The 20,597-nt window shown below is 69.3% G+C and carries 16 protein-coding genes and 1 pseudogene; 10 read left to right on the forward strand and 7 right to left on the reverse strand.

The genetic code is table 11. From position 1 onward, the window contains the following. Nucleotides 1–206: 206 nt before the first annotated feature. Together H1D24_RS31155 and H1D24_RS31160 are read left to right on the forward strand one after the other, a co-directional pair. Complete coding sequence (locus H1D24_RS31155) at nt 207–1,730, forward strand: glycosyl hydrolase family 28 protein (RefSeq protein ID WP_181661135.1); 1,524 nt, start codon at nt 207–209, stop codon at nt 1,728–1,730. Nucleotides 1,731–1,871: 141 nt separating this feature from the next. Beyond that, entirely contained in the window at nt 1,872–3,923 is a 2,052-nt protein-coding gene (locus H1D24_RS31160) for a glycoside hydrolase family 36 protein (RefSeq protein WP_309484501.1), read from the forward strand. Here H1D24_RS31160 and H1D24_RS31165 read toward each other — a convergent pair. Then, nucleotides 3,910–4,656: pseudogene (locus H1D24_RS31165) on the reverse strand (aminoglycoside phosphotransferase family protein); the annotation flags it as partial. The gene H1D24_RS31160 and the pseudogene H1D24_RS31165 sit on opposite strands and share 14 nt — an antisense overlap. 298 nt (nt 4,657–4,954) lie before the next feature. Here H1D24_RS31165 and H1D24_RS31170 point away from each other — a divergent pair. The 6 genes from H1D24_RS31170 to H1D24_RS31195 all read left to right on the forward strand — a co-directional run bounded on the left by H1D24_RS31170 (nt 4,955) and on the right by H1D24_RS31195 (nt 11,575). Beyond that, nucleotides 4,955–6,052, forward strand: coding sequence for an NAD(P)/FAD-dependent oxidoreductase (locus tag H1D24_RS31170; protein ID WP_181661072.1), 1,098 nt, complete (start codon nt 4,955–4,957; stop codon nt 6,050–6,052). Beyond that, on the forward strand, nt 6,049–6,939 hold the full coding sequence (locus H1D24_RS31175; RefSeq protein ID WP_181661073.1) for an RNA polymerase sigma-70 factor: 891 nt from the start codon (nt 6,049–6,051) through the stop codon (nt 6,937–6,939). Before H1D24_RS31170 ends, H1D24_RS31175 begins: the two co-directional genes overlap by 4 nt. Before the next feature lie 242 nt (nt 6,940–7,181). Further along, nucleotides 7,182–8,348, forward strand: coding sequence for a sensor histidine kinase (locus H1D24_RS31180; protein ID WP_181661074.1), 1,167 nt, complete (start codon nt 7,182–7,184; stop codon nt 8,346–8,348). Beyond that, nucleotides 8,345–9,013: a response regulator gene (locus H1D24_RS31185; protein ID WP_181661075.1), complete on the forward strand. Its 669-nt coding sequence runs from the start codon at nt 8,345–8,347 to the stop codon at nt 9,011–9,013. The genes H1D24_RS31180 and H1D24_RS31185 overlap by 4 nt, the downstream gene beginning before the upstream one ends. Before the next feature lie 157 nt (nt 9,014–9,170). Next, on the forward strand, nt 9,171–9,386 hold the full coding sequence (locus H1D24_RS31190; protein WP_181661076.1) for a hypothetical protein: 216 nt from the start codon (nt 9,171–9,173) through the stop codon (nt 9,384–9,386). 5 nt (nt 9,387–9,391) lie between these two features. Continuing rightward, entirely contained in the window at nt 9,392–11,575 is a 2,184-nt protein-coding gene (locus H1D24_RS31195) for an MMPL family transporter (protein WP_181661077.1), read from the forward strand. A 395-nt stretch (nt 11,576–11,970) separates the two neighbouring features. On the opposite strand, the gene H1D24_RS31200 is transcribed toward H1D24_RS31195, so the two are convergent. Continuing rightward, the gene (locus tag H1D24_RS31200; protein ID WP_374064452.1) at nt 11,971–13,074 is read right to left on the reverse strand and encodes a Gfo/Idh/MocA family protein; all 1,104 of its coding nucleotides are present in this window, start codon (nt 13,072–13,074) and stop codon (nt 11,971–11,973) included. Continuing rightward, on the reverse strand, nt 13,059–13,754 hold the full coding sequence (locus H1D24_RS31205) for a ThuA domain-containing protein (RefSeq protein ID WP_181661078.1): 696 nt from the start codon (nt 13,752–13,754) through the stop codon (nt 13,059–13,061). The genes H1D24_RS31200 and H1D24_RS31205 overlap by 16 nt, the downstream gene beginning before the upstream one ends. Before the next feature lie 403 nt (nt 13,755–14,157). On the opposite strand from H1D24_RS31205, the gene H1D24_RS31210 reads away from it, so the two are divergent. After that, nucleotides 14,158–15,210, forward strand: coding sequence for a LacI family DNA-binding transcriptional regulator (locus H1D24_RS31210; RefSeq protein ID WP_181661079.1), 1,053 nt, complete (start codon nt 14,158–14,160; stop codon nt 15,208–15,210). Nucleotides 15,211–15,357: 147 nt separating this feature from the next. Continuing rightward, the gene (locus tag H1D24_RS31215) at nt 15,358–15,741 is read left to right on the forward strand and encodes an aldehyde dehydrogenase family protein (RefSeq protein ID WP_258564443.1); all 384 of its coding nucleotides are present in this window, start codon (nt 15,358–15,360) and stop codon (nt 15,739–15,741) included. Here H1D24_RS31215 and H1D24_RS31220 read toward each other — a convergent pair. The 4 genes from H1D24_RS31220 to H1D24_RS31235 form a co-directional block, all read right to left on the reverse strand. Continuing rightward, nucleotides 15,677–17,053, reverse strand: coding sequence for a Gfo/Idh/MocA family protein (locus H1D24_RS31220; protein ID WP_258564439.1), 1,377 nt, complete (start codon nt 17,051–17,053; stop codon nt 15,677–15,679). The genes H1D24_RS31215 and H1D24_RS31220 overlap by 65 nt on opposite strands. A gap of 71 nt (nt 17,054–17,124) precedes the next feature. Next, on the reverse strand, nt 17,125–18,516 hold the full coding sequence (locus H1D24_RS31225) for an ABC transporter substrate-binding protein (RefSeq protein WP_181661080.1): 1,392 nt from the start codon (nt 18,514–18,516) through the stop codon (nt 17,125–17,127). Between the two features lie 11 nt (nt 18,517–18,527). After that, complete coding sequence (locus tag H1D24_RS31230; protein WP_181661081.1) at nt 18,528–19,448, reverse strand: carbohydrate ABC transporter permease; 921 nt, start codon at nt 19,446–19,448, stop codon at nt 18,528–18,530. Then, nucleotides 19,438–20,409: a carbohydrate ABC transporter permease gene (locus H1D24_RS31235; RefSeq protein ID WP_181661082.1), complete on the reverse strand. Its 972-nt coding sequence runs from the start codon at nt 20,407–20,409 to the stop codon at nt 19,438–19,440. Before H1D24_RS31235 ends, H1D24_RS31230 begins: the two co-directional genes overlap by 11 nt. Nucleotides 20,410–20,597 lie beyond the last annotated feature (188 nt).

Raw genomic sequence — 20,597 nt, forward strand, 5'->3', positions numbered from 1 at the left:
GCCTCTCGGGGCCTCGTCGTCTCGTTCGCGGGTCCTACGAGACCGTCTCCGCCCCGCGGCCGCATCACAACCGAGTGCCCCACCCAACCCCGCGGAACAGGAGCCGCAAACGCCGAGATCCCGCCCTCGCAAGAGCAGCTTCCGCGTCGGCCGCGGCGTGTACCGCCGCGGCCGCTTCATCCACTCGTTCTACAGGAGCCGACATGATGAATTCGTCCCTGTCCCGGCGCAGCGCCCTGACGGCCGCCGGTGCCGTCGCCGCTTCCGCCACCGGCTTCGTGGGCGTTGCCCGCGGCGCCACCCCGGCGGCGGAGTCGGACACCACCGGCGACAGCGTCGTGATCCACCCGACCCTCCCGAGCGTCCCCCTCAACACCGCCTTCACCGTCAAGGTCCGCCCGGCCGGCGGCACCTGGCAGAGACTCGACGTCTACCTGGTCAAGCTGGACCTGATCGACGCCCTGACCGGCGGCCGCCGGGCCCAGAACTCCTCCGTGGCCATGTTCGACTTCTCCGGCACCGTCGAGGTCGAGGTCACCTACAACCCGGGCGGTTTCGAGAAGGTCCGTGTCCGTCCCGACTCGTACGGCATCAAGCCCGAGGTGCTCGGCAGCACCGCCCGCTTCACTCTGGACCGGCCCCGGAACGTCGTCGTCCAGGTCGACGACAAGATCTTCGACTGCCTGCACCTGTTCTCCAACCCCATCGAGGAGAACCCGCCCGCCGAGGGCGACCCGAAGGTCATGTACTTCGGCCCCGGCCTGCACACCCCTCCCGACCGGATGCTGAAGGTGCCCAGCGGCACCACCGTCTATCTGGCCGCCGGTGCGGTCCTCGTCTCCGAGGTGATCTTCGAGGGGGTGGAGAACTGCCGGCTGACCGGCCACGGCGTCCTCCGCAACGACACCGGCGGCTCGATCGGCATCCGCGACTCCGAGAACATCCACGTCGACGGCGTCACCCTCCTCAACTCCCGGTACAACGTCCAAATCGCCGAGTCGGAGAACGTCTCCATCACGAACCTGCGCGCCTTCACCCACTTGGCCTGGGGCGACGGCATCCAGCTCTACTGCTCCGAGAACGTCACGATCGACGGCTGCTTCCTGCGCACGTCCGACGACTGCATCGCCCTCTACACCCACCGCTGGGAGTTCTACGGCGACACCCGCAACATCACCGTCAAGAACTCCACCCTGTGGGCCGATGTCGCCCACCCGATCAACATGGCCGTGCACGGCAACGACGACCCCGCCAACCACGAGGTGCTGGAGAACCTGAACTTCACCAACATCGACATCCTCGACCACCGCGAACCACAGGTGATCGCCCAGGGCTGCCTCGCCATCAACGCCGGCGACGGCAACCTCGTCCGGGACGTCAGGTTCGACGACATCCGCGTCGAGGACTTCCGCTGGGGCCACCTCGTCCACATGCAGGTCTCCTTCAACCCGAAGTGGAACCAGGTTGCCGGCCGCGGCATCGAGAACGTCTACATCAAGGACCTCACCTACAACGGCACCAACGCCGAAATCTCGATGCTCATCGGCCTCGACGCCGACCACCTCATCAAGGACATCACCTTCGAGAACCTCCGCATCAACGGCCGCGTCATCCGCGACAGCGGGGGCAAGCCCGCCTGGTACCTGGCCTCGGACGGCGTGCCCATGTTCGTCAACGACCACGTCCGCAACCTCCGCTTCCTCACCACCGAGGAGGCCGCCGCCCAATGAGTCTCCAGGCGCCCGGAGCGGCTGGAACGGTCCGCCGCCAGCCGCGCCGGGCGCCGACAGGCCGCGTGAAGGGCGGCAGAGAAGACCGCGTCCAGCCGTCCCGACTCGTCAGTACGCAGTAATCCAAAGTGGAGTAAGACAGTGACATCGACCGAGCCGCAGCATCGCGACCGCGAACCCGCCATCGAGTGGGCCCACTCCGGACTGCACCTGCGGTTCGACCACGGCGACGACCACCCCGTCCGGCTCGTCCACTGGGCGACCGGCCCTGACGCCCCGTCTGTGGCCGCGCCCTCGGCGATCGTCGACGTGAGCACCGCCGGGGAACACCGCGCGCGCCACAACCAGAGCCTCCTGCTCTGGGGGGCCGGGCTGCGGCTCCGCTACACCGGTCACGAAGCGCACGGCGACGAGCTGCGGATTCGCCAGCACGATCCGGAGAGCGGCCTCGAAGTGACCAGCGTCTTCCGGGCGGCAGGGCCGGGAGTCCAGATCCGGCACACCGTTCGCAACGGCACCGAGGACGACCTCATGCTCCTCTCGGTGAGCTCCGCGCTCGTGGCCGTCCCGGAGGGGGCGCACGACGTGCTGTGGGGCGAAAGCGAATGGCTCGCCGAAGGGCGCTGGCATCAGCGTCCGATCTCGGAGCTGCTGCCGGATGTCAACCCGGCGTTCCACGGCCGGCGCCCGCGCGGGAACTTCTCGGTGACCAGTCACGGGTCCTTCTCGAGCGGCGAGTTCCTGCCGACCGGGGTCCTCGCGATCAATGACGGGCCTTCGATCGCGTGGCAGGTCGAGACCAGCGCGGGCTGGCACTGGGAAGCGACGCAGAACGAGGGCACGGTCACCGTCGGCGTGTACGGCCCGACCGACCTGTACCACCAGTTCGCCGAGCGCCTGGCTCCCGGAGGCGAGTTCACGACGGTGCCCGCCGGGTTCTGCGTCGCGGACGGCGGACGGGACGCGGCCTTCGCGGCGCTCACCGATTACCGGCGCGCGATCCGCGAACTGCGCCCGGTCGATGCAGGGCTTCCGTTGGTCTACAACGACTTCATGAACACGCTCATGGCCGGTCCGTCGACGGAGAAGGAGCTGCCGCTCATCGAGGCGGCGGCGAAAGCGGGCGCGGAGTACTACTGCATCGACGCCGGGTGGTACGGCACCGGCAACTGGTGGACGGACTCGGGCGACTGGCACGAGGCCCCCGGGCAGTTCAACGGCGGCCTGATCTCGGTCATCGACGCGATCCGCGCCAAAGGGATGCGCCCGGGGATCTGGCTCGAACCCGAAGCGGTCGGCGCCAATGCGGCGCTGGGGCAGCAGCTGCCCGAGGAGGCGTTCTTCCAGCGGTTCGGCCGGCGTGTCAGCGAGACCGGGCATTTTCAGCTCGACTTCCGGCACCCGGCGGCGCGCGCCCATCTGGACGAGGCCGTGGACCGGCTCGTGAACGAATTCGGGCTCTCGTTCTTCAAGCTCGACTACAACGTGAACTCGGGCGTCGGGACCGACGTGGACGCCGACGGGCCCGGGGCCGGGCTCCTGGGGCACACCCGGGCCTTCCGCGACTGGCTGAGCGATGCCCAGGCGCGGCACCCGGAAGTCCTGTTCGAGAGCTGCTCCTCGGGCGGGATGCGCATGGACTACAACCTGCTGTCCGTGGCGCACCTGCAGTCCACCAGCGACCAGCAGGATTTCCGGCGGTACGCGCCGATCGCCGCCGCCGCGCCCGCGAGCGTCCTCCCCGAGCAGGCCGGGAACTGGGCCTATCCGGCCGCGTCGATGAGCCCTGAGGAGACGGCGTTCGCGATGACGGCGGGCGTCATGGGCCGGCTCTACCTCTCCGGGTTCCTGGGCGAGCTCGACTCCGAGCGGTTCGCGCTGGTGCGCGAAGCCGTTGCGCTCCACAAGGACTGGCGGCACCGCATCGCCGAGGCGCATCCGGTGTGGCCGCTCGGCCTCCCGGGCTGGGACGACGAAGTGATAGCGCTGCAACTGGACGCCGGTTCCGAGTCGCTGCTGGCGCTGTGGTCGCGCGGCGAGGCCGCGGAGATCTGGCTGCCAGGGCTGCGCGGGCGGACCGTCGAGCAGGTCTATCCGGTCGCCTTGCCGGAGTGGAAGATCCGCACGGCCGGGGGCGTGCCGGTCGTCGAGGTGCCAGCCGGTCCCGCCGCCCGGATCTTCGCGGCGCGGTGACGAGGCGGACGGCGGCGCCGTCCGGCAGCAGTATCCAAGGAGCGGCGAGGTCGATGGCCGGATCGCCCGCGCAGAGGGTGCCGAAATCGATCACGCCGCAGAAGGTGCCGCCTTCGGTGAGGACGTTGGCCGGATGCAGGTCGCCGTGGAGCCGCAGCGCCGGGCCCGCCCAGTCGGGCGCGGCGACGGCGTCTTCCCAGACCGCGCGGACGGCGTCCGAGTCGGGGATCAGCCCCAGCTCGGTGACCGAGGCGAGCTGCCTCTCGAACTGCTCGGCGCGGTCGGCCAGTGGCCCCCCGCGGCCGTACTCGTCGGCGGGTGCCCGGTCGGGGGCGGGTTGGTGCAGAGCTGTCAGGAATGCGGCCAAGGTGTCGGCCGCCTCCGCGGCGCGCGTGGCGGGGGCGCGGTCGGCGGGCTCGCCCGGCACCCAGGTGGTGACGAGCCAGGGCCGCGGAAACCGCTCGGAGGGCTCACCGAGGCGCTGCGGGACGGGGATCTGCAGCGGAAGGTGCGGGGCGAGAACGGGCAGCCAGGCGTGCTCCTTGCGTAGTAGCGCGTCCGCGGACTGTGTCGCCCAGGGCAATCGGACGGCGAGGTCGTCGCCGAGCCGCCACAGCTGGTTGTCCCAACCACGCGCGCCGAGCTTCAAGGGGTGCTCGGCCAGGTCAGGGTGCTGGTCGCGCAGCAGGTCCCGGACCAACTCCGCTGTGATCTCGATCTCGGTGTGGGTCATGCGGAGCAACGGTAGTCGGGCAGCGGCCCGCCCTACTTCCTCCCCCGTTCTCGCTGTCATGCCCCGTCGGCGGCGTCCTTGTCGCGTACGGGCCGCAGGCCGCCGGCTCCGGGTGCTGGAAGGAGTACCGGCCGAGCATGTTGATGTGGTGCCGCACGAACGCGAGTCCCACGCCGCCACGCTGAAAGCCAGCATCGACGGCTTCACCGTGAGTGATACAGGTCACTCGGCTTGCCCGTCACAAACGCGAGGTGGGCTGCATCCCGTGTGTGAACTGATTCCACAACAGGAGGCACACATGAGGGTCGTGGTGGTGGGAGCCGGCTACGCGGGGACGATCGCGGCGAACCGGCTGGCCAAGCGGGTGAAGGCAGCGGAGATTACGGTGATCAACCCCCGTCCTGACTTCGTCGAGCGGGTGCGGCTGCACGAGCAGATCGCCGGGACCGGAGCCGCGGCGACCCCGCTGACGTCGATGCTGAGCGAAGGGGTCGCAACGCGGGTGGGCGCCGTCGACAAGATCGGCGACGGTCAGGTCACTCTCGGCGACGGGGCGAGTCTCGACTTCGACTACCTGTTCCTCGCGGTGGGCAGCACGGTCGCACCGCTGCCGGGCACCGTTCCGGTGGGGACCTGGGAGGGCGCGGAGGAGGCGCGGGCCGCGCTGGCCGGACTGCCCCGCGGGAAGGCGGTCACCGTCATCGGTGGCGGCCTGACGGGCATCGAGACGGCATCCGAGATCGCCTTCGGCCGACCCGACCTCCGCGTGCGGATCGTGGGACAGACGATCGCCGCAAGCCTGTCGGCAGGAGCGCAGAAGCGTGTGCGGACCGCCCTGGACCGCTTGAACGTGGAGATCGTGGAGGACTCCGTCGAGCAGATTGACCCTGGCGCCGGGGAAGGTGGAGGCGACATGGTGCGTCTCCACTCGCGCCCGCAGTTCACCTCCGACCTCACGCTGTGGGCGATCATCGGGAGCGTGCCCGACCTGGCTGCCCGCAGTGGACTTGAGGTGGATGCCGACGCGCGTGCGGTGGTCGACGAGCATCTGCGCAGCGTGACCGACCCGCGGATCTTCGTCGTCGGCGACTGCGCGGCGGTTCCCGGCTCTCGAGCGGCCTGCGCGACGGCCATGCCTCAGGGCGCACACGCAGCGGATACGCTGGCGCGGATGATCCAAGGCCGTAAGCCCAAGCCGTACTCCATGGGGTACACCGGACAGGCGTTGAGCCTGGGCCGGCGCGACGGGCTGCTGCAGGTCGGCCGCAGGAACGACACCGTGCGGCGGCTCTACTTCGCCGGGCGCACCGCGGCTGTGGTCAAGGAACGAGTCTGTCGCTACGCGAAGTTCGGTGCCCGCACCGCCACCTACGCCTGGCTGCGGGGCTCGAAGTGACCGAGCAGCCGGATCCTGCGGACGAGTTCACCACGCACAGAGCTCTGCTGTTCTCGATCGCCTACGAGATCCTCGGGTCGGTGGCCGACGCCGAAGATGTCCTGCAGGACAGCTACTTGCGGTGGCGGTCGGTGAACCACACCTCGGTGGAGAACGCGCGGGCCTATCTGGCACAGATCGTCACCCGTCAGGCGCTCGGCGTACTGCGGTCGGCCGTCCGCCGCCGGGAGCAGTACGTGGGGCCGTGGCTGCCCGAGCCGCTGGTGACCGACGCTGCCGGCGACGCACCCGACGGCATCGACCACGTGCTCACCGGCGAGGCCGTGACCACCGCGATGCTGCTGGTTCTGGAGGCTCTGACCCCTACTCAGCGCGCGGTGTTCGTGTTGCGCGAGGTGTTCGGCTTCGACTACGCGGAGATCGCCGCCGCGGTGGGCAAGTCCGAGGCCGCGGTGCGGCAGTTGAACCAGCGCGCCCGCAACAGCGTGCGCGCGAGGCGACACACCGCAGTCGCCACCCCTGCTGAGGCACAGCCGGTCGCCGAACGGTTCCTGACGGCGGCCGCGACCGGTGACGTCCAAGGCCTCATGGACCTGCTCGCACCCGATGTGGTGTTCCTGGCTGACGGCGGCGGGGTCGTTAACGCGGTGCGGCGCCCCGTGATCGGGCCCGACAAGGTGGCCCGGCTGCTTCTCGGGCTCCTGGCCAAGGGCGCCCGCATGGGCGAACTCGACGTCCGCATCGGCGCCTACAACGGGATGCACTCCGTCGTGGTGCTCATCGACGGCGAACTCGATCAGGTGACCTCAGTCGAGATCCGCGGCGGTGTCGTGACGGCCATCTACTGCGTCCGCAACCCGGAAAAGCTCACGGCGGTCAAGGTGTGACCCGAGCGCCTTCAAGGCCATTGTCGAAGGCCGGCGGGCTGCGCCGCGGCGACCGCGCGGAGGCCGTTGCTGATCTGGTCGGCCCGCTCGGGGATGATGTGCCCAACAGCCTGTCAGCGCGGCCTCGTGCGGGACGAGGTCCAGACCGGGGCAGGCGACTGCAGGCAGGCACGCAAGTATCGGTGGGGTGTGTCTCCCGCAGGACCTCCTGCTTTGATCGGCACTGCGGAGAAGATGGAGCCATGCCGTCTTTCGATCAGACCCGCTTCCGGCTGCCTCGTGGCGCCCCCGCTGATGCCGCGCTGGCCATCGGGGTGTTCGTGTTGGTGGCGCTCGTCGCTGAGGGGCAGCGGCTGAGCCACGGCGGCGACTCGATGCCCTCGCTGGTCGTGTCCTGGCTGCTGATCATGGCGGTGTGTGGAGCGCTGTTGTTCCGGCGCCGGTATCCGGTGGCGGTGGGCTGGTTCACGGTGCTGGTCACGGGTGCCTACTATCTGCTGAGCGACATCGACGGCCCGCTGGTCATCGTTCCGATCGTGGTGTTGTACGCCATCGCGGCCCAGGGCCGGCTGCAGCCGGCCGTCGCCATGGCGGCGGCTATGGTGATCGGCGTGTCCGCGGGCACCCTCGCGGGCAACAGCGATATCAACGGCACGGCGGTGTTCATGCTTACCGGCTGGCTGGTCGCCGTCGTGGCTCTCGGTAACGGGCGGCATAGCCGGGTGGCCTACGCCGAGGAGGAGGCGCGGCTGCGGGCGACCGAGGAGCGGCTGCGCATTGCTCGGGAGCTGCACGATGTGATCGGGCACAACATTTCGATGATCAACGTGCAGGCAGGCGCGGCACGCCACCGGCTGAAGAAGGATCCTGCTCCCCAGGCAGAGGCGGCGCTCAGCGCGATCGAGGTGGGCAGCCGGGAGGTCCTGCGGGAGCTCAGGGCCACCCTCGACGTGCTCCGCCGGGTCGATGAGGACGCGCCCAGGGCACCCGCGCCGGGGTTGGGCCGGGCGGATGAGCTGGTGGTCTCTGCCAAGCTGGCGGGGCTCGCGGTGCGGATCGAGCGGACTGGGGCTGAGCGCTCGCTGCCCGCCCCGGTCGACCTGGCCGCGTACCGGATCGTGCAGGAGTCGCTGACCAACGCCGCCAGGCACAGCCGCGCCAGTGGGGTCACGATCCGGATCGCTTATGGGGACCGGGAGCTGACCGTGGCCGTCGAGGACGATGGCCGGGGCGCGGCGCCCCGCCCGGCCGGGTCGGGTGGCGGCAGCGGGATCGCCGGCATGACGGAGCGGGCGCGGGCACTGGGTGGCGAGCTGACCGCGGGCCCGCGGCCGGAGGGCGGATTCGCGGTGCGGGCCCGGCTGCCGTACGGGAGCACAGGAGAGGCGATGGAGTGGAGTGACCGATGATCAGGGTCCTGCTGGCGGATGACCATTGGCTGGTCCGGGCCGGGTTCCGGTCGGTCCTGGAGGACGAGGACGACATCGAGGTGGTGGGGGAGGCCGGGGACGGACAAGCTGCGGTGTCGGCCTGCCGCGAGCTGGGGCCGGACGTGGTCTTGATGGACATCCGGATGCCGGATATGGACGGTCTGGAAGCCTGCCAGGTGATCACCGGGGATGAGCAGCTGGCGTCGGTGAAGGTGGTCATCCTTACGACCTTCGATCTGGACGACTACGTGTACGGGGCTCTGCGCGCCGGGGCGACGGGTTTCTTGGTGAAGGACTCGGGGCCGGAGGAGTTGCTCCAAGCGGTGCGGGTGGCCGCTCGGGGTGATGCTCTGATCAGCCCGTCGGTCACACGGCGGCTCATCGCCGAGTTCGCGGGCCGGGTGACGGGCCCGGAGCCGGATCCCCGGCTCGATGTCCTCACCGACCGGGAGCGCGAGGTCATGCAGCTGGTGGCGGCAGGGCGCACGAACCATGAGATCGCGGAGCGGCTGGTGCTGTCACTGTCGACGGCGAAGACGCACGTCAGCCGGATCATGACGAAACTGGGGGCGCGGGACAGGTCGCAGGTTGTGGTGCTGGCGTACGAGTCCGGAATGGTCAGCCCGGGCTGGCTGGCGGACTAGGCCCTGACCGCGGCGGGGCCGCCGGCCCACCCCGGCGAACCGTCGGCCGCGGCACCCCTGAGGTACGACGTCCCGGCAGCGTACATCCGCTGAGGTACGTCGGGTGTCGTCCGGAGACTGACGATTCCGACCCCCTCGCGCGTGCACGATCACTGGCATGAACGCACCCACCTTCCTCGCACGGGCCAGTGCCGCGTTCGTCTTCGCGCTCGTCGGGGCTGCCGCCGGAATTCTGCTGGTCGCGGCCTTCGAGGCCCTGGCCTTGGAGATCGGCGGCGTGCTTACCGCCCTGGCGATCGGCGCGCTCACGCTGTGCGGCGCCGTGGTGGGCGTGCTTCTACCGCCAGGCCACCCCCGCTTCCATCCGAGGTAGTCACCATGTCTCCAACCCGCGGCGTAGCCGCGTCCCTTGCCCCGCCCACACCGGGCCGGCCAGATAAGCCGCGTGTCGGCCGGTTCGGCGCCCTCGCCGGCTGGGCGCAGCGTCACCGCTGGGCCGCCCTGCTGCTCTGGGTGGCCGTCCTGGCCGCCGTCACTTTGGGTTCGCAAGCGGCAGGCTCCGCGTACAAGAACGACTTCTCCCTGCCGGGCACCGATTCCCAAGCCGCCACCGACCTGTACACAAAGCACGGTTCCGCCCAGGCCGGCGACAGCGTCGAGATTGTGCTGAAGGACGGCCAGGGCATCGCTGGCCGCAAGGCCGCCGTCGAGGAGATGCTGGCCGAGGTGAAGGGGCTGCCGAGCGTCGCCGATGTACGCAGCCCGTACGCCGATGCCTCCGCCGTGTCCAAGGACGGCACGATCGGCTACGCCACTGTGACTCTCGACGGCAAGGCCGAGGCCGTGCCCAAGGAGGACGTCACTGCGATCATCGACACCGCCAAGAGTGCCGAGGCGGACGGGCTTCGGGTCGAGGTCGGCGGCGATGCCGTGCGCGGCGCCGAGGAGAAGGGAAGCCCGACTGCGGAACTCGCCGGCATCGTGGCCGCCGTGCTCATCCTCGGGCTGCTCTTCGGCTCCGTGGTGGCGGCCGCCGTGCCGCTGATCACCGCCCTCTTCGCGGTCGGTGCCGCCATCGGCCTGATCGGTCTCGCCTCGCACGTCTTCACCATCGCCGACTTCACGCCGCCCATCACGATGCTCGTCGGACTCGGCGTCGGCGTCGACTACGCCTTGCTGATCTTCTACCGCTACCGGCAGGAACTCACCGACGGCGCCGAGCCGGCCGAAGCCACCCGTAAGGCCCTGGACGCCGCCGGTCGCACGGTCTTCTTCGCCGGCTGCACCGTGATCATCGCCCTGCTGGGCCTGGTCGCGCTCGGCCTCGGCTCGCTGCAGGGCGTGGCCCTCGCCCTGGCAGTGACCGTGCTGACCACCATGGCCGCCTCTCTGGTCCTGCTGCCCGCACTGCTGGCGTTCTTCGGCAACCGCATCCAGCTTCACGTGCTGCAGCACGCGGCCAAAGCCGCGGCCAAGGGCAAGGTCGAAGGCCGCCGCTGGCGGGCCCTGGCCCAAGCCGTTCAGCGCCGTCCGCTGCCGGCGCTGCTGGTCGCCGTCTTCGCCATGCTGGCCCTGTCCGCACCGACGCTGGGCATGCGTCTGGGCTTCGCCGACGCGGGCAACGACCCGACGACCTTGACCTCCAGGAAGGCGTACGACCTGCTCGCCGAGGGCTTCGGCCCGGGCTTCAACGGTCCGCTGGTCGTCTTGGCACAAGGTGACGAGGCCGCCGGCCGGGCCGTCCAGTCCGAGCTGACCAAGGTCGAAGGCGTGGCCGCGGCCAGCCCCGCGCTGCCCTCCGACGACGGCGCCCTGTCCACCGTGATCGTCTACCCGAAGACAGCACCGCAGGACGAGGGCACCACTGATCTCGTGCATCACCTGCGCGATGACGTGGCCCCGGGGCTGGAGCGCGACACCGGCGCCCAGATCCTGGTCGGCGGCTCCACCGCCGCCTCCCAGGACTTCGCGGATACGGTCTCGAAGCGGCTGCCGATGTTCGTCGCCGTCGTCGTCGGGCTGTCGTCGCTCCTGCTCATGCTGGTCTTCCGGTCGGTGCTGATCCCCATCAAGGCAGCCGTGCTGAATCTGCTCTCGATCTCCGCCGCGCTCGGCGCCATGACCCTGGTGTTCCAGCACGGCTGGCTCGGGGTGCAGCCGGGGCCGATCGAAGCCTTCCTCCCCGTACTGATCTTCGCCATCGTGTTCGGGCTGTCCATGGACTACGAAGTGTTCCTGGTCTCGCGGATCCACGAGGAATGGGAGCGCACGAAGGACCACTCCCTCGCGGTACGGGAAGGACTGGCCTCCACCGGCAAGGTGATCACGGCGGCCGGGGCCATCATGATCGTGGTGTTCGGCGCCTTCATGCTGAGCGCCGACCGGATGCTCCAGCAATTCGGGCTCGGCCTCGCCGTGGCGATCCTGATGGACGCCCTGGTCATCCGCTGCCTTATCGTCCCGGCCGTCATGCAGCTGTTCGGCCGGTGGGCCTGGTGGATGCCCGCCCCACTCGCTCGGCGGCTGCCCAAGGTGGCGCTCGAACGCCCCGCGGAAAGCTGACGACCGACCGGAAGAGCCCGCCCCTGATAGATGGATTCCCATGATGGCCGCTACACGCGGTCGGTTGGATCAACGCGACACTCTCAAGGTCCTCATCACCCCTGAGCCTCGGCGGAACCAACCACCTGCCGACAGCAACTAGCTCTATCCATCAAAGAACCCGTACGCCTGACTGCGATCTCGCGTTCCGGCGTACGGGTTCAGCGCATTGCCCACTTCGGAATCCGGGAACATGCACGCTTCCTACTTCGACCTGATCCTCGGGCAGTTGGAGAACTGGCGGACCAACGCGAGGAACCCCTATTGGGGCCCGCGGCTTCCTCGCGCCCTCCCGCACCGACGGCGAGTACGGCCAAGTCTCGCCGTGACTGCTCGGCTGCCGACCGCAGCACACCTCACGGAGGCGGTTCACGGTCGAGCGACTGGAGGCGAACGGGGGCGGGTCGCTCTGCCCTGCTCGTCACGCGCACTCTTCGGTCGTCGACGGCGGAGGTGAGGACGGATTCCAGGATGTCCAGCACGTGATACGCGAGGGCGCCCCCGGCTCTCGGTTCCTCACCGGGCGGTGTCAACGCCAGGTCCGCGACTCCGTACCCCCGGCCGGCGTCGCGGTACCCCGCGGACACGGGCAGGGTTTCCCATGCGTCGCTGTGGAGGCGGCGCAGCTGCACCTCTCCGTCGAAGTGGTTCGGGTCCGGGACCGCGAGGCTGCCGGCTTCGCCGTGGATCTCGATGTTCGCCGACTTCGTGGCGACGGCGTCGAAGCTCATGAGGAGGGTGGACAGCACCCCGGACGCATGCGTGAGGATGCCGGTGACGTGGGTGTCGGTGCTGACCGGTATCACTTCCCCGTTGCGTGGGCCGGACGCGATGACCCTGGTGGGCCGGGTGCGGCTGGCGGTCCCGAGCACCGAGGTGACCGGGCCGAGTAGCGTGACCAGGGCGGACACGTAGTAGGGGCCCATGTCCAGCAGGGGGCCTCCGCCGGGTCTGTAGTAGAAGTCCGGGTTGGGGTGCCACAGTTCGTGGCCGGGGACGACCATGGTGGCTGTCGCTGCGATGGGTGCGCCGATCAGCCCTGCGTCGATCGCTGCACGAGCGGTCTGGACGCCGGTTCCCAGGACCGTGTCGGGAGCGCAGCCGACGGTGACCCCCGCCTTCGCCGCTGCTTGGAGAACGGCTCGCGCCTGGGCGGTGGTCGCGGCGAGCGGCTTCTCCCCGTAGACGCTCTTCCCGGCCGCGATCGCCTGAAGGGCTATCTCCGCGTGTGCGTCGGGGACGGTCAGATTGACCAGCAGTTCCACATCGGCGGCGGACAGCAGCTCTGTGACCGTGCAGGCTCTCACGCCGGTGCGGCCCTCGGCGGCTGCCGCGGCGCGGTCGGGGGCGAGGTCGGCGACGGCGACCAGGTTGACCGCCTCCAGCCTGTCGAAACTCGCAAGATACTGGCCGCTGATGACACCGCAGCCGATCATGCCGATGTTCAGCGGCTTGCCCACAGCAGTCCTCTTTCGATGATGGTCCTCACATTGGGGTCCTTCAGCACCGGCATGTGGTGACCGGGAGTGGCGACGAACACCCGGCCCTGGCCCCACTGCCTGGTCCAGATGGCGGGGGACACGACTGGCCGGTGCCACGGGTCCCAGTCCCGTACTTTCTGCGTGGTCGTGGCCAGCACATCGATGTAGTCGTCACAGAGCACCCAGTACTGCTCGGTGACGAGTTCGAAGTCGCCGATGCCGCGGGTGATGGGATGGTCAGCGGCCGCCGGCAGCATGTTGACGGTGTAGGGGACGTAGTTGTCGGACTGCTCGCCGGTGCGTTCCGCAGGACGCACCCCGGGATGGCACGCGAACTGACCGCCGATCAGGTGGAGGTAGTCGGAGCTGTTGCGGTAGGAGTCGGCTATGCCGCCGTGCCATCCGGCGAGGCCGGTGCCTGCCTCGACCGCGGCGCGCAGGCCCTGCACCTCCGCTTCCTCGATGGACGACATGGTCATGCACTGCACGACCAGGTCTACGCGGGCCATGAAAGAGGCGTCCGCGTAGACCCGAGGAGACTCCTCGACGCGTACCTCGTACCCGTGGTTCTGCAGATGGGGAATGAACAACTCGGTCGCCTCGACCGGTTGATGGCCGTCCCAGCCGCCGCGCACGACAAGGGCTTGTCTGCGGTGCATTGGCGAACGTTCTCCTTCGGTGGAATCGTGCGGCGCCGCTCAACAGTCGGCGAGGGCGCGGAAGCGAAACCTCTGCCTGCGGAGGAGGAGCGGCGCGACGCGAGCATCTCCATGCCTTCTCCACTCCAGGTGATCGTTGGGCGAACAATCCCGGACGCGGTTCCCCCGCCGGGCTTCGAAATAATTTCGGGAGAACCCGAAACCGGAGTGACCATAAGAAGCAGCTCAGGCGGCGTCAAGGATGCCCGATCTCGGCAATCGCCCGACAAGTCGCTGGATCGGGCGGTGATACCCGGGGCGGAATTCGTTCTTTTCGCTGATCAGAGACGCTGCTTGACTCGGCGCCCGATGGCCGCCAGGCTGAACAGGCTCGAAATTATTTCGTCCTGTGGGGAGGCGGCTCATGCGTGATGCGGTGCAGAAGACACCCAAGCCGACCCTCGCGGTCGTGGCCAGGCGAGCAGGCGTGTCGGCGCCGACGGTGTCGAAGGTGCTCAACGGCCGGACCGACGTGTCTGCGGAGACCAGAGCCCGGGTGGTCAGGGCGCTCGAAGAGGCCGGATACGAGTCTCCCCGGCAACGCCGAGCAGCGGGAGCCGTCGGCAACGGCCCCCCGGTGATCGAGATTTTGATCGGCTCGCTCGGCGCCGGCTACATGACCGAGGTCCTTGGCGGACTGCTCGACTATGCAGCCGAGCTCGGCATCGAGACGGTCGTGAGCAAGACGAGTGGGTTGTCCGCCCGGCGTCCGACAGCGGAAGGCCGGGCTCGGCGCATGGTCGAGGAGGGGCGCCGGGGTCTCCTCGTGGTCGCCGCCACCGCACGGGACTCACAACTCAACGCATTCCTCCGCCGGAAGATCCCCGTGGTGGTCATCGACCCGCACAACACACCGTCGAACGTGGTGAGCGTCGGGGCGACCGACTGGGCCGGCGGCAAGTCGGCGACCGAACACCTCATCGAACTCGGCCACCGCCGCATCGCGTTCGTCGGCGGTGCCGTGACCCTCGACTGCAACCTCGCCCGCCTGCACGGCTATATGGCGGCCCTCATGGCCGCCGGCATCCCTGCCGACGAGCCGTACATCATCCACGGCCAATTCCTGGCCGAACACGGAGTCCGTGGCCTCACCGCCCTGCTCTCCCTCAGCGCTCCCCCCACAGCGGTCTTCGCGGCCAACGACCTCATCGCCTCCGGCATCCTCGCCGAGGCACGCCGTCGCGGCCTCACCATCCCCTGGGACCTCAGCGTCGTCGGGTTCGACGGGTCCTACCCGGCCGAGGAGTCCGTCCCCCGGCTGACGACCGTCAACCAGCCCCTGAACGCGATAGCCCGAACCGCGCTGGACTCCCTGCTCCGGCAGATCGACGGCGAACCCTTCGACGCCAAACGGACCGAGCTCGCCACAAAGCTCATCGTCAGAGATTCGACCGCAGCGCCCCCGACCTACGTGTGAGCGGTCATGAGCGCCACGGCACCCTCCGGGCGCGGGCATCCTGCCGTGGAACTACCCGCTGGCGATTGGCCGCCTAGACGGTCGGACCCGCTCGCTGCGGGCAACTTCCTGCTGCTCAAGCCGACCGAGGCGACCCCGCGCTCGGACATGGCAGGTCTCGCCGCTGGAGCGGGTCTGCCGGATGGGGTGCTGACGGTGTTGCCCGGCCACGGTCCGGTCGCCGGCAGTGCCCTCGCCCGGGACTACTGGTGGGTGCCCCTGTCGTTCACAGGGTCCACCGCCACGGGGCGTCAAAGATGCGACGGTCGAAGCCCTCGAGTGCGGCCGGATCGTCACGGTCGGAATGAAGGACCGGCCCGCCTTCTACTCCTGAGGATCCCTGAGGATCTCCGTAGCTCCGCAGTCGCTCCGTGCGGTCGTCGCGGCGAGGCCGGGGCACGTCCGCGCGCCCCGGCCTCCACGGAGCTCAGGACAGCCGCAGTCCCAGGTCCGTCAGGTGCACCGGAGCGCCCGTGGCCAGGCTGCGGTTGATGCCGATGCCGACCGCGACGCTGCGGAGTCCGTCCGGGTAGCCCGCGCGGCGGCGCAGAGGGTCGTCTCCGGAGCCGACGAAGACGTCGTGGAGAAGGAGTGCGTCGCCGCCGCCGTGGCCGCCCTCGCCCTCCTTGACCTCGACCTCCTGGGCCTCCTCCCAGTGCCGCTGCACCACCAGCCGGGTGCCGTTGACCCGGACCGCGCCGCCCTCGCCGGCGCCTGGCCCGGCGGCTTCGGGCGTGGCGCTCGGGTCGACCGCCGGGCGTACGGGTGCGTGCTTGGAGTGCAGAGTGCGGGCCGTGTCGCCCGCCGTGACATGGGCCCGCTCGACGACCTCCAGTTCGGCCCGGCCCTCCGAGCCGTTGACGCACACCCGGTAGCCCTCCCATGGGCTGTGCGCGGTCAGCGCGTACGACATGGACGCGCCGCCCCGGTAGCCGACCAGGACGTTCAGGGTGTCCTCGGTGGTGATGCCCGGGTCGAAGACGTCGCGGTCGCGCAGATATCCGTCCACGTGCTCGGCGTCGAGGTAGAGGGCGCGCAGATGCGGGTCCGTGGCCATGTCGAAGCCGAACGGGTCCTCGGCCGCGGAGTCACGGCCGAGCGAGGGCCGCTCGCCCGGCGGCCGCCCCGCGCCCGTGTCGCCGTAGAAGCGGAGGCCGCCGAGAGCGAAGACCGTCTCGGGTATGTCGTCCAGCCACCAGTTGACCAGGTCGAAGTGGTGGGTCGCCTTGTGTACGGCGAGTCCGCCCGAGACGGTCTTGTCGCGGTGCCAGCGGCGGAAGTAGTCCGCGCCGTGCACGGTGTCGAGCAGCCACTCGAAATGTACGGAGAGCACCTTGCCGACCGTGCCGTCCGCGATCACCTGCCGCAGGGCCGAATTCCTCGGCGAGTAGCGGTAGTTGAACGTCACGGTGAGACGTGCGGTGGACGCGTCGACCGCGGCCTGGATCGCCCGCAGCCCGTCCTCGTCCACCGTCAGCGGCTTCTCACAGACGACGTCGACGCCCGCCCGCAGCGCCGTGGACACGGCGTCGGCGTGCGTACGGTCGGGGGAGCAGACGACCAGGACGTCCACCCTCTCCTCGGCGAGCATCCGCTCCAGGTCGTCCGGGTGGTAGTGGCGGGGCCGGTGCCCGGCGTCAGCGACCAGGGTGTCGTAGTGGCGCATCCGGGCCTCGTTGGTGTCGCACCAGGCGACCGGGACGGCGTCGGACGCGTAGGTGTCGAGCAGCGCGTGGACGTACATCCGTGCGCGGTGGCCGGTGCCGTACACGGCGTACCGGCGGGGGGTGGTGAGGGTGGGCAAAATTCCTCCGGATCGATGTTTCCGTAGGTATGTGGTGCGGCGTCTGTACGTGGTGCGGCGTCGTGTGGTCTCTACGAGGCCGACTCGATCAGTCCGCTGAGCTCGTCCACGAAGCCCGCGCCGGCCTCCGGTCCGCTGCTCCGGCCGAAGAGCACCTCCTCCACGTAGCGCTGCAGGATGTCCTCGACCGCGCTCGCGCCGTTGGGGAAGAGGGGCAGCGGGGCACCGGCCAGATTCTTCTCCATGCGTTCGACGTAGCGCAGGGCGGCGGTGTCGTCGGGGGCGAGGGAAGGCGCGATGTTCTCGCGGGTGCGGGTGGCGGCCGGGATGCCGCGCTCCGCGCCGAGCACCTTGGTGCACTGTTCGTCGCCGACCAGGAAGTTGACCAGGAGCGCGGCCTCGGCCGGGTGCTGGGTCTGGGATGAGATCGACCAGTACATGCCGGGCTTCACGAACTGGTGGCGGCGTGGACTGCCGGGCTGCCTGGGCAGGTCCACGAGCTCGAGCTCGTCACCACCGGCCGCGGCCTTGTACGCGATGAGCTGGTTGCACCAGGCCGGCGAGATCACGACCTTGCCGGTGGCGATCGGCGACTGGTCCAGGGGCAGCACCTGGCTGTCGACGATGACGCCGGCACCGGGCGCCGCCCCGTTGTCCGACCAGTCCCGGGTCATCTCCCACAGGCCGCCGAGGACGTCCGGGTCCACCGCGACGCTCGCGTCCCGGCCGAAGAGTTCCTGCCGGTGCTGGCGTGCCCACAGGATCGGGATGCCGGGGCCGCCGAGCGGGATCGAACCGTGCACCTTGCCGCCGGAGGCGCGGGTCACCTCGCGGCTGAACTTCTCCAGGTCGTCCCAGGTCCAGGAGCGGGTGTCGGGCAGCCGCAGGCCGAGCTCGTCGACGAGGGTGCGGTTGACGAGCATGGCCATGGAGGTGACCGAGGCGGGGACACCGTACAGACCGCCGTTGTGCCGTCCGGTGTCCAGGGTCTCCTCGGTGAACAGGGAGGCGTCGAAGTGCTTCGACCGGCCGAGGTCGAACAGGCCGCCGCGCTCCGCGTACGAGGCGAGGTAGGCGATGTCGTTCTGGATGACGTCGGGGGCGTTGCCGCCCGCGGCGGAGGTGGCGAGCCGGTCCCAGTAGCCGTTCCAGTCGGCGAACTCCGCCTCGACCGTGATCCTCGGGTACTTCTTCTCGAACAGCGCGATCGCCTTGTGGGTGGCCTGGTGCCGGGCGTCTCCGCCCCACCAGGTCATGCGCAGGGTGACCGGCCCGTCGGAGAGCCGGTCGGGACCGGTCGGCCCGCCGACGGCGCAGCTCGTCGTGGCGGCGGTGAGCGCGGTCCCGCCGGCCAGTGCGGCCAGCGCCCGGACCGTCGTACGGCGGGACGGGCCGGACACCTTGGACGGACCGGACGCCTTGGACGGCTCGGACGGACGGGACGGTGAGGTGTGCTGTGGCATGTCTTCGGGCCTCACTTCATGCCGGTGGTGGCGATACCGCGGATCAGGTAGCGCTGGCCGACGGCGAAGGCGAGCAGCACCGGCAGCAGCGACACCACGTTCATCGCGAACATCGCGCCGTACGAGGACTGGGACTGGGCGTCGACGAAGGAACGCAGCGCGACCGGGACGGTGTACAGCGCCGGGTCGGTCACGAACACCAGCTGGGTGAAGAAGTCGCCCCAGGTCCAGATGAACGTGAAGATCGCGGCGGTGGCCAGGGCGGGCTTCATCAGCGGCAGGATGATCTGCAGGAAGATTCGCGCGTGGCCCGCGCCGTCGATTCGCGCGGCCTCGTCCAGCTCACGCGGCAGACCCCGGATGAACTGCACCATCAGGAAGACGAAGAACCCGTCCACGGCGAGGAACTTCGGCACGATCAGCGGCAGGAAGGTGTTGATCCAGCCGAGCTGAGCGAAGATCACGTACTGCGGGACGATCACGACATGGATCGGCAGCATGATCGACATCAGCATGATCGCGAAGGTCGTACGGCGGAAGCGGAACGAGAGGCGCGCGAAGGCGTACGCCGCCATCGAGCAGCTCACCAGATTGCCGATGATCGAGCCGAGCGTGACGATCGCGGAGTTGAGCAGATAGGTGCCGAAGGGGTGGGAGAGCGCGTTCCAGCCGTTGGTGTAGTTCTCCGGGTTGAAAGTGTCGAGCAAGATGCCGGTGTCCGTGAATATCCGGCCTTCGGGCCGCAGCGAGCTGACGGCCATCCACACCACGGGATAGAGCGCGATCACCACCATCGCGACCATGAGGACGTGTTTCCCGGCCCGGGCGAGGGAGGTGCGGGCGGGCTTCCCGGTCACCGGGGGCGCCGTGCGGGACGATGCCGGGGCCGGTGCGGGGGACAGGGACGGCTGGTCGGCCGTTTCAGTCGTCATAGAACACCCAGTACTTTGCGGCCCAGAAGTTGACGGCGGTGAAGGCCCCGATGATGACCAGGAGCAGCCAGGCCAGCGAGGAGGCGTAACCCATCAGGAAGGAACCGAAGCCTTCCTGGTAGAGGTAGAGCGTGTAGAAGAGCGTCGAGTCGGCGGGCCCGCCGGTGCCGCCGGAGACGATGAACGCCTGCGTGAACGACTGGAAGGCGTTGATGATCCCGAGCACCAGGTTGAAGAAGACGATCGGGCTCAGGAGCGGCAGCGTCACCGAGCGGAACTGCCGCCAGGCGCTCGCCCCGTCGATGGACGCGGCCTCGTAGTACTGGCGGGGTATCTGCCGCAGGCCGGCCAGGAAGATCACCATCGGAGACCCGAACTGCCAGATGTGCAGCAGGATGATGGTGCTGAGCGCGGTGTCCGGATTGGAGATCCAGTTCTGGCCGGTGACGCCGAAGAACGCGAGCAGCCCGTTGAACAGACCGTCGTCGCCGAAGATGACGCGCCACAGGACGGCGATGGCGACGCTGCCGCCGAGCAGGGACGGCAGATAGAGGGCCGAGCGGTAGAACGACAGGCCGCGCATCCCGCGGTCGAGGAGCATCGCGAGCACCAGGGCGACCACGAGCTGGAGCGGTACGCCGATCAGGACGTAGGCGAAGGTGACCCCGAGGGACTGGTGCAGCCGCTCGTCGTTGATCATCTTCACGATGTTGTCGAAGCCCGTGAAGTTGGCGTCCTGGAGCAGGTTGTAGTCGGTGAAGGCCAGGTAGAGCGAGACCAGCATCGGTCCGACGGTCAGCCCGGCCAGCCCGATGAGCCAGGGCAGGAGGAAGATCGCGGCGGCCTTGTTGTCGCGCTCGGAAACCCGTCGGAGCTTGCGTTGCTCCTTGCGTTCTTCGCTGCGGAGGCGTGGTTTCCCGCGCCTGTCGGCAGTCAGATGTTGCAGTTCGGCGAGGCTCATACGGTGGGGGTCTCCCTGGGGCGGGTGCATGGGGGGACACAGGGCTGTGCGAGCAGGGGGTTTGTAACGTTTCAGAAGGGAAGTCGGTCCGGTTCATGTTCGTGAACCAGGTTCAGTGGGCGGGTCTGCCGAACCTATGGACCTGCTCGGCGCCCCGTCAAGAGTGGTGCAGCGTCCGGCGGATGACG

Source organism: Streptomyces himalayensis subsp. himalayensis (assembly GCF_013778455.1).
GTDB lineage: Bacteria > Actinomycetota > Actinomycetes > Streptomycetales > Streptomycetaceae > Streptomyces > Streptomyces himalayensis.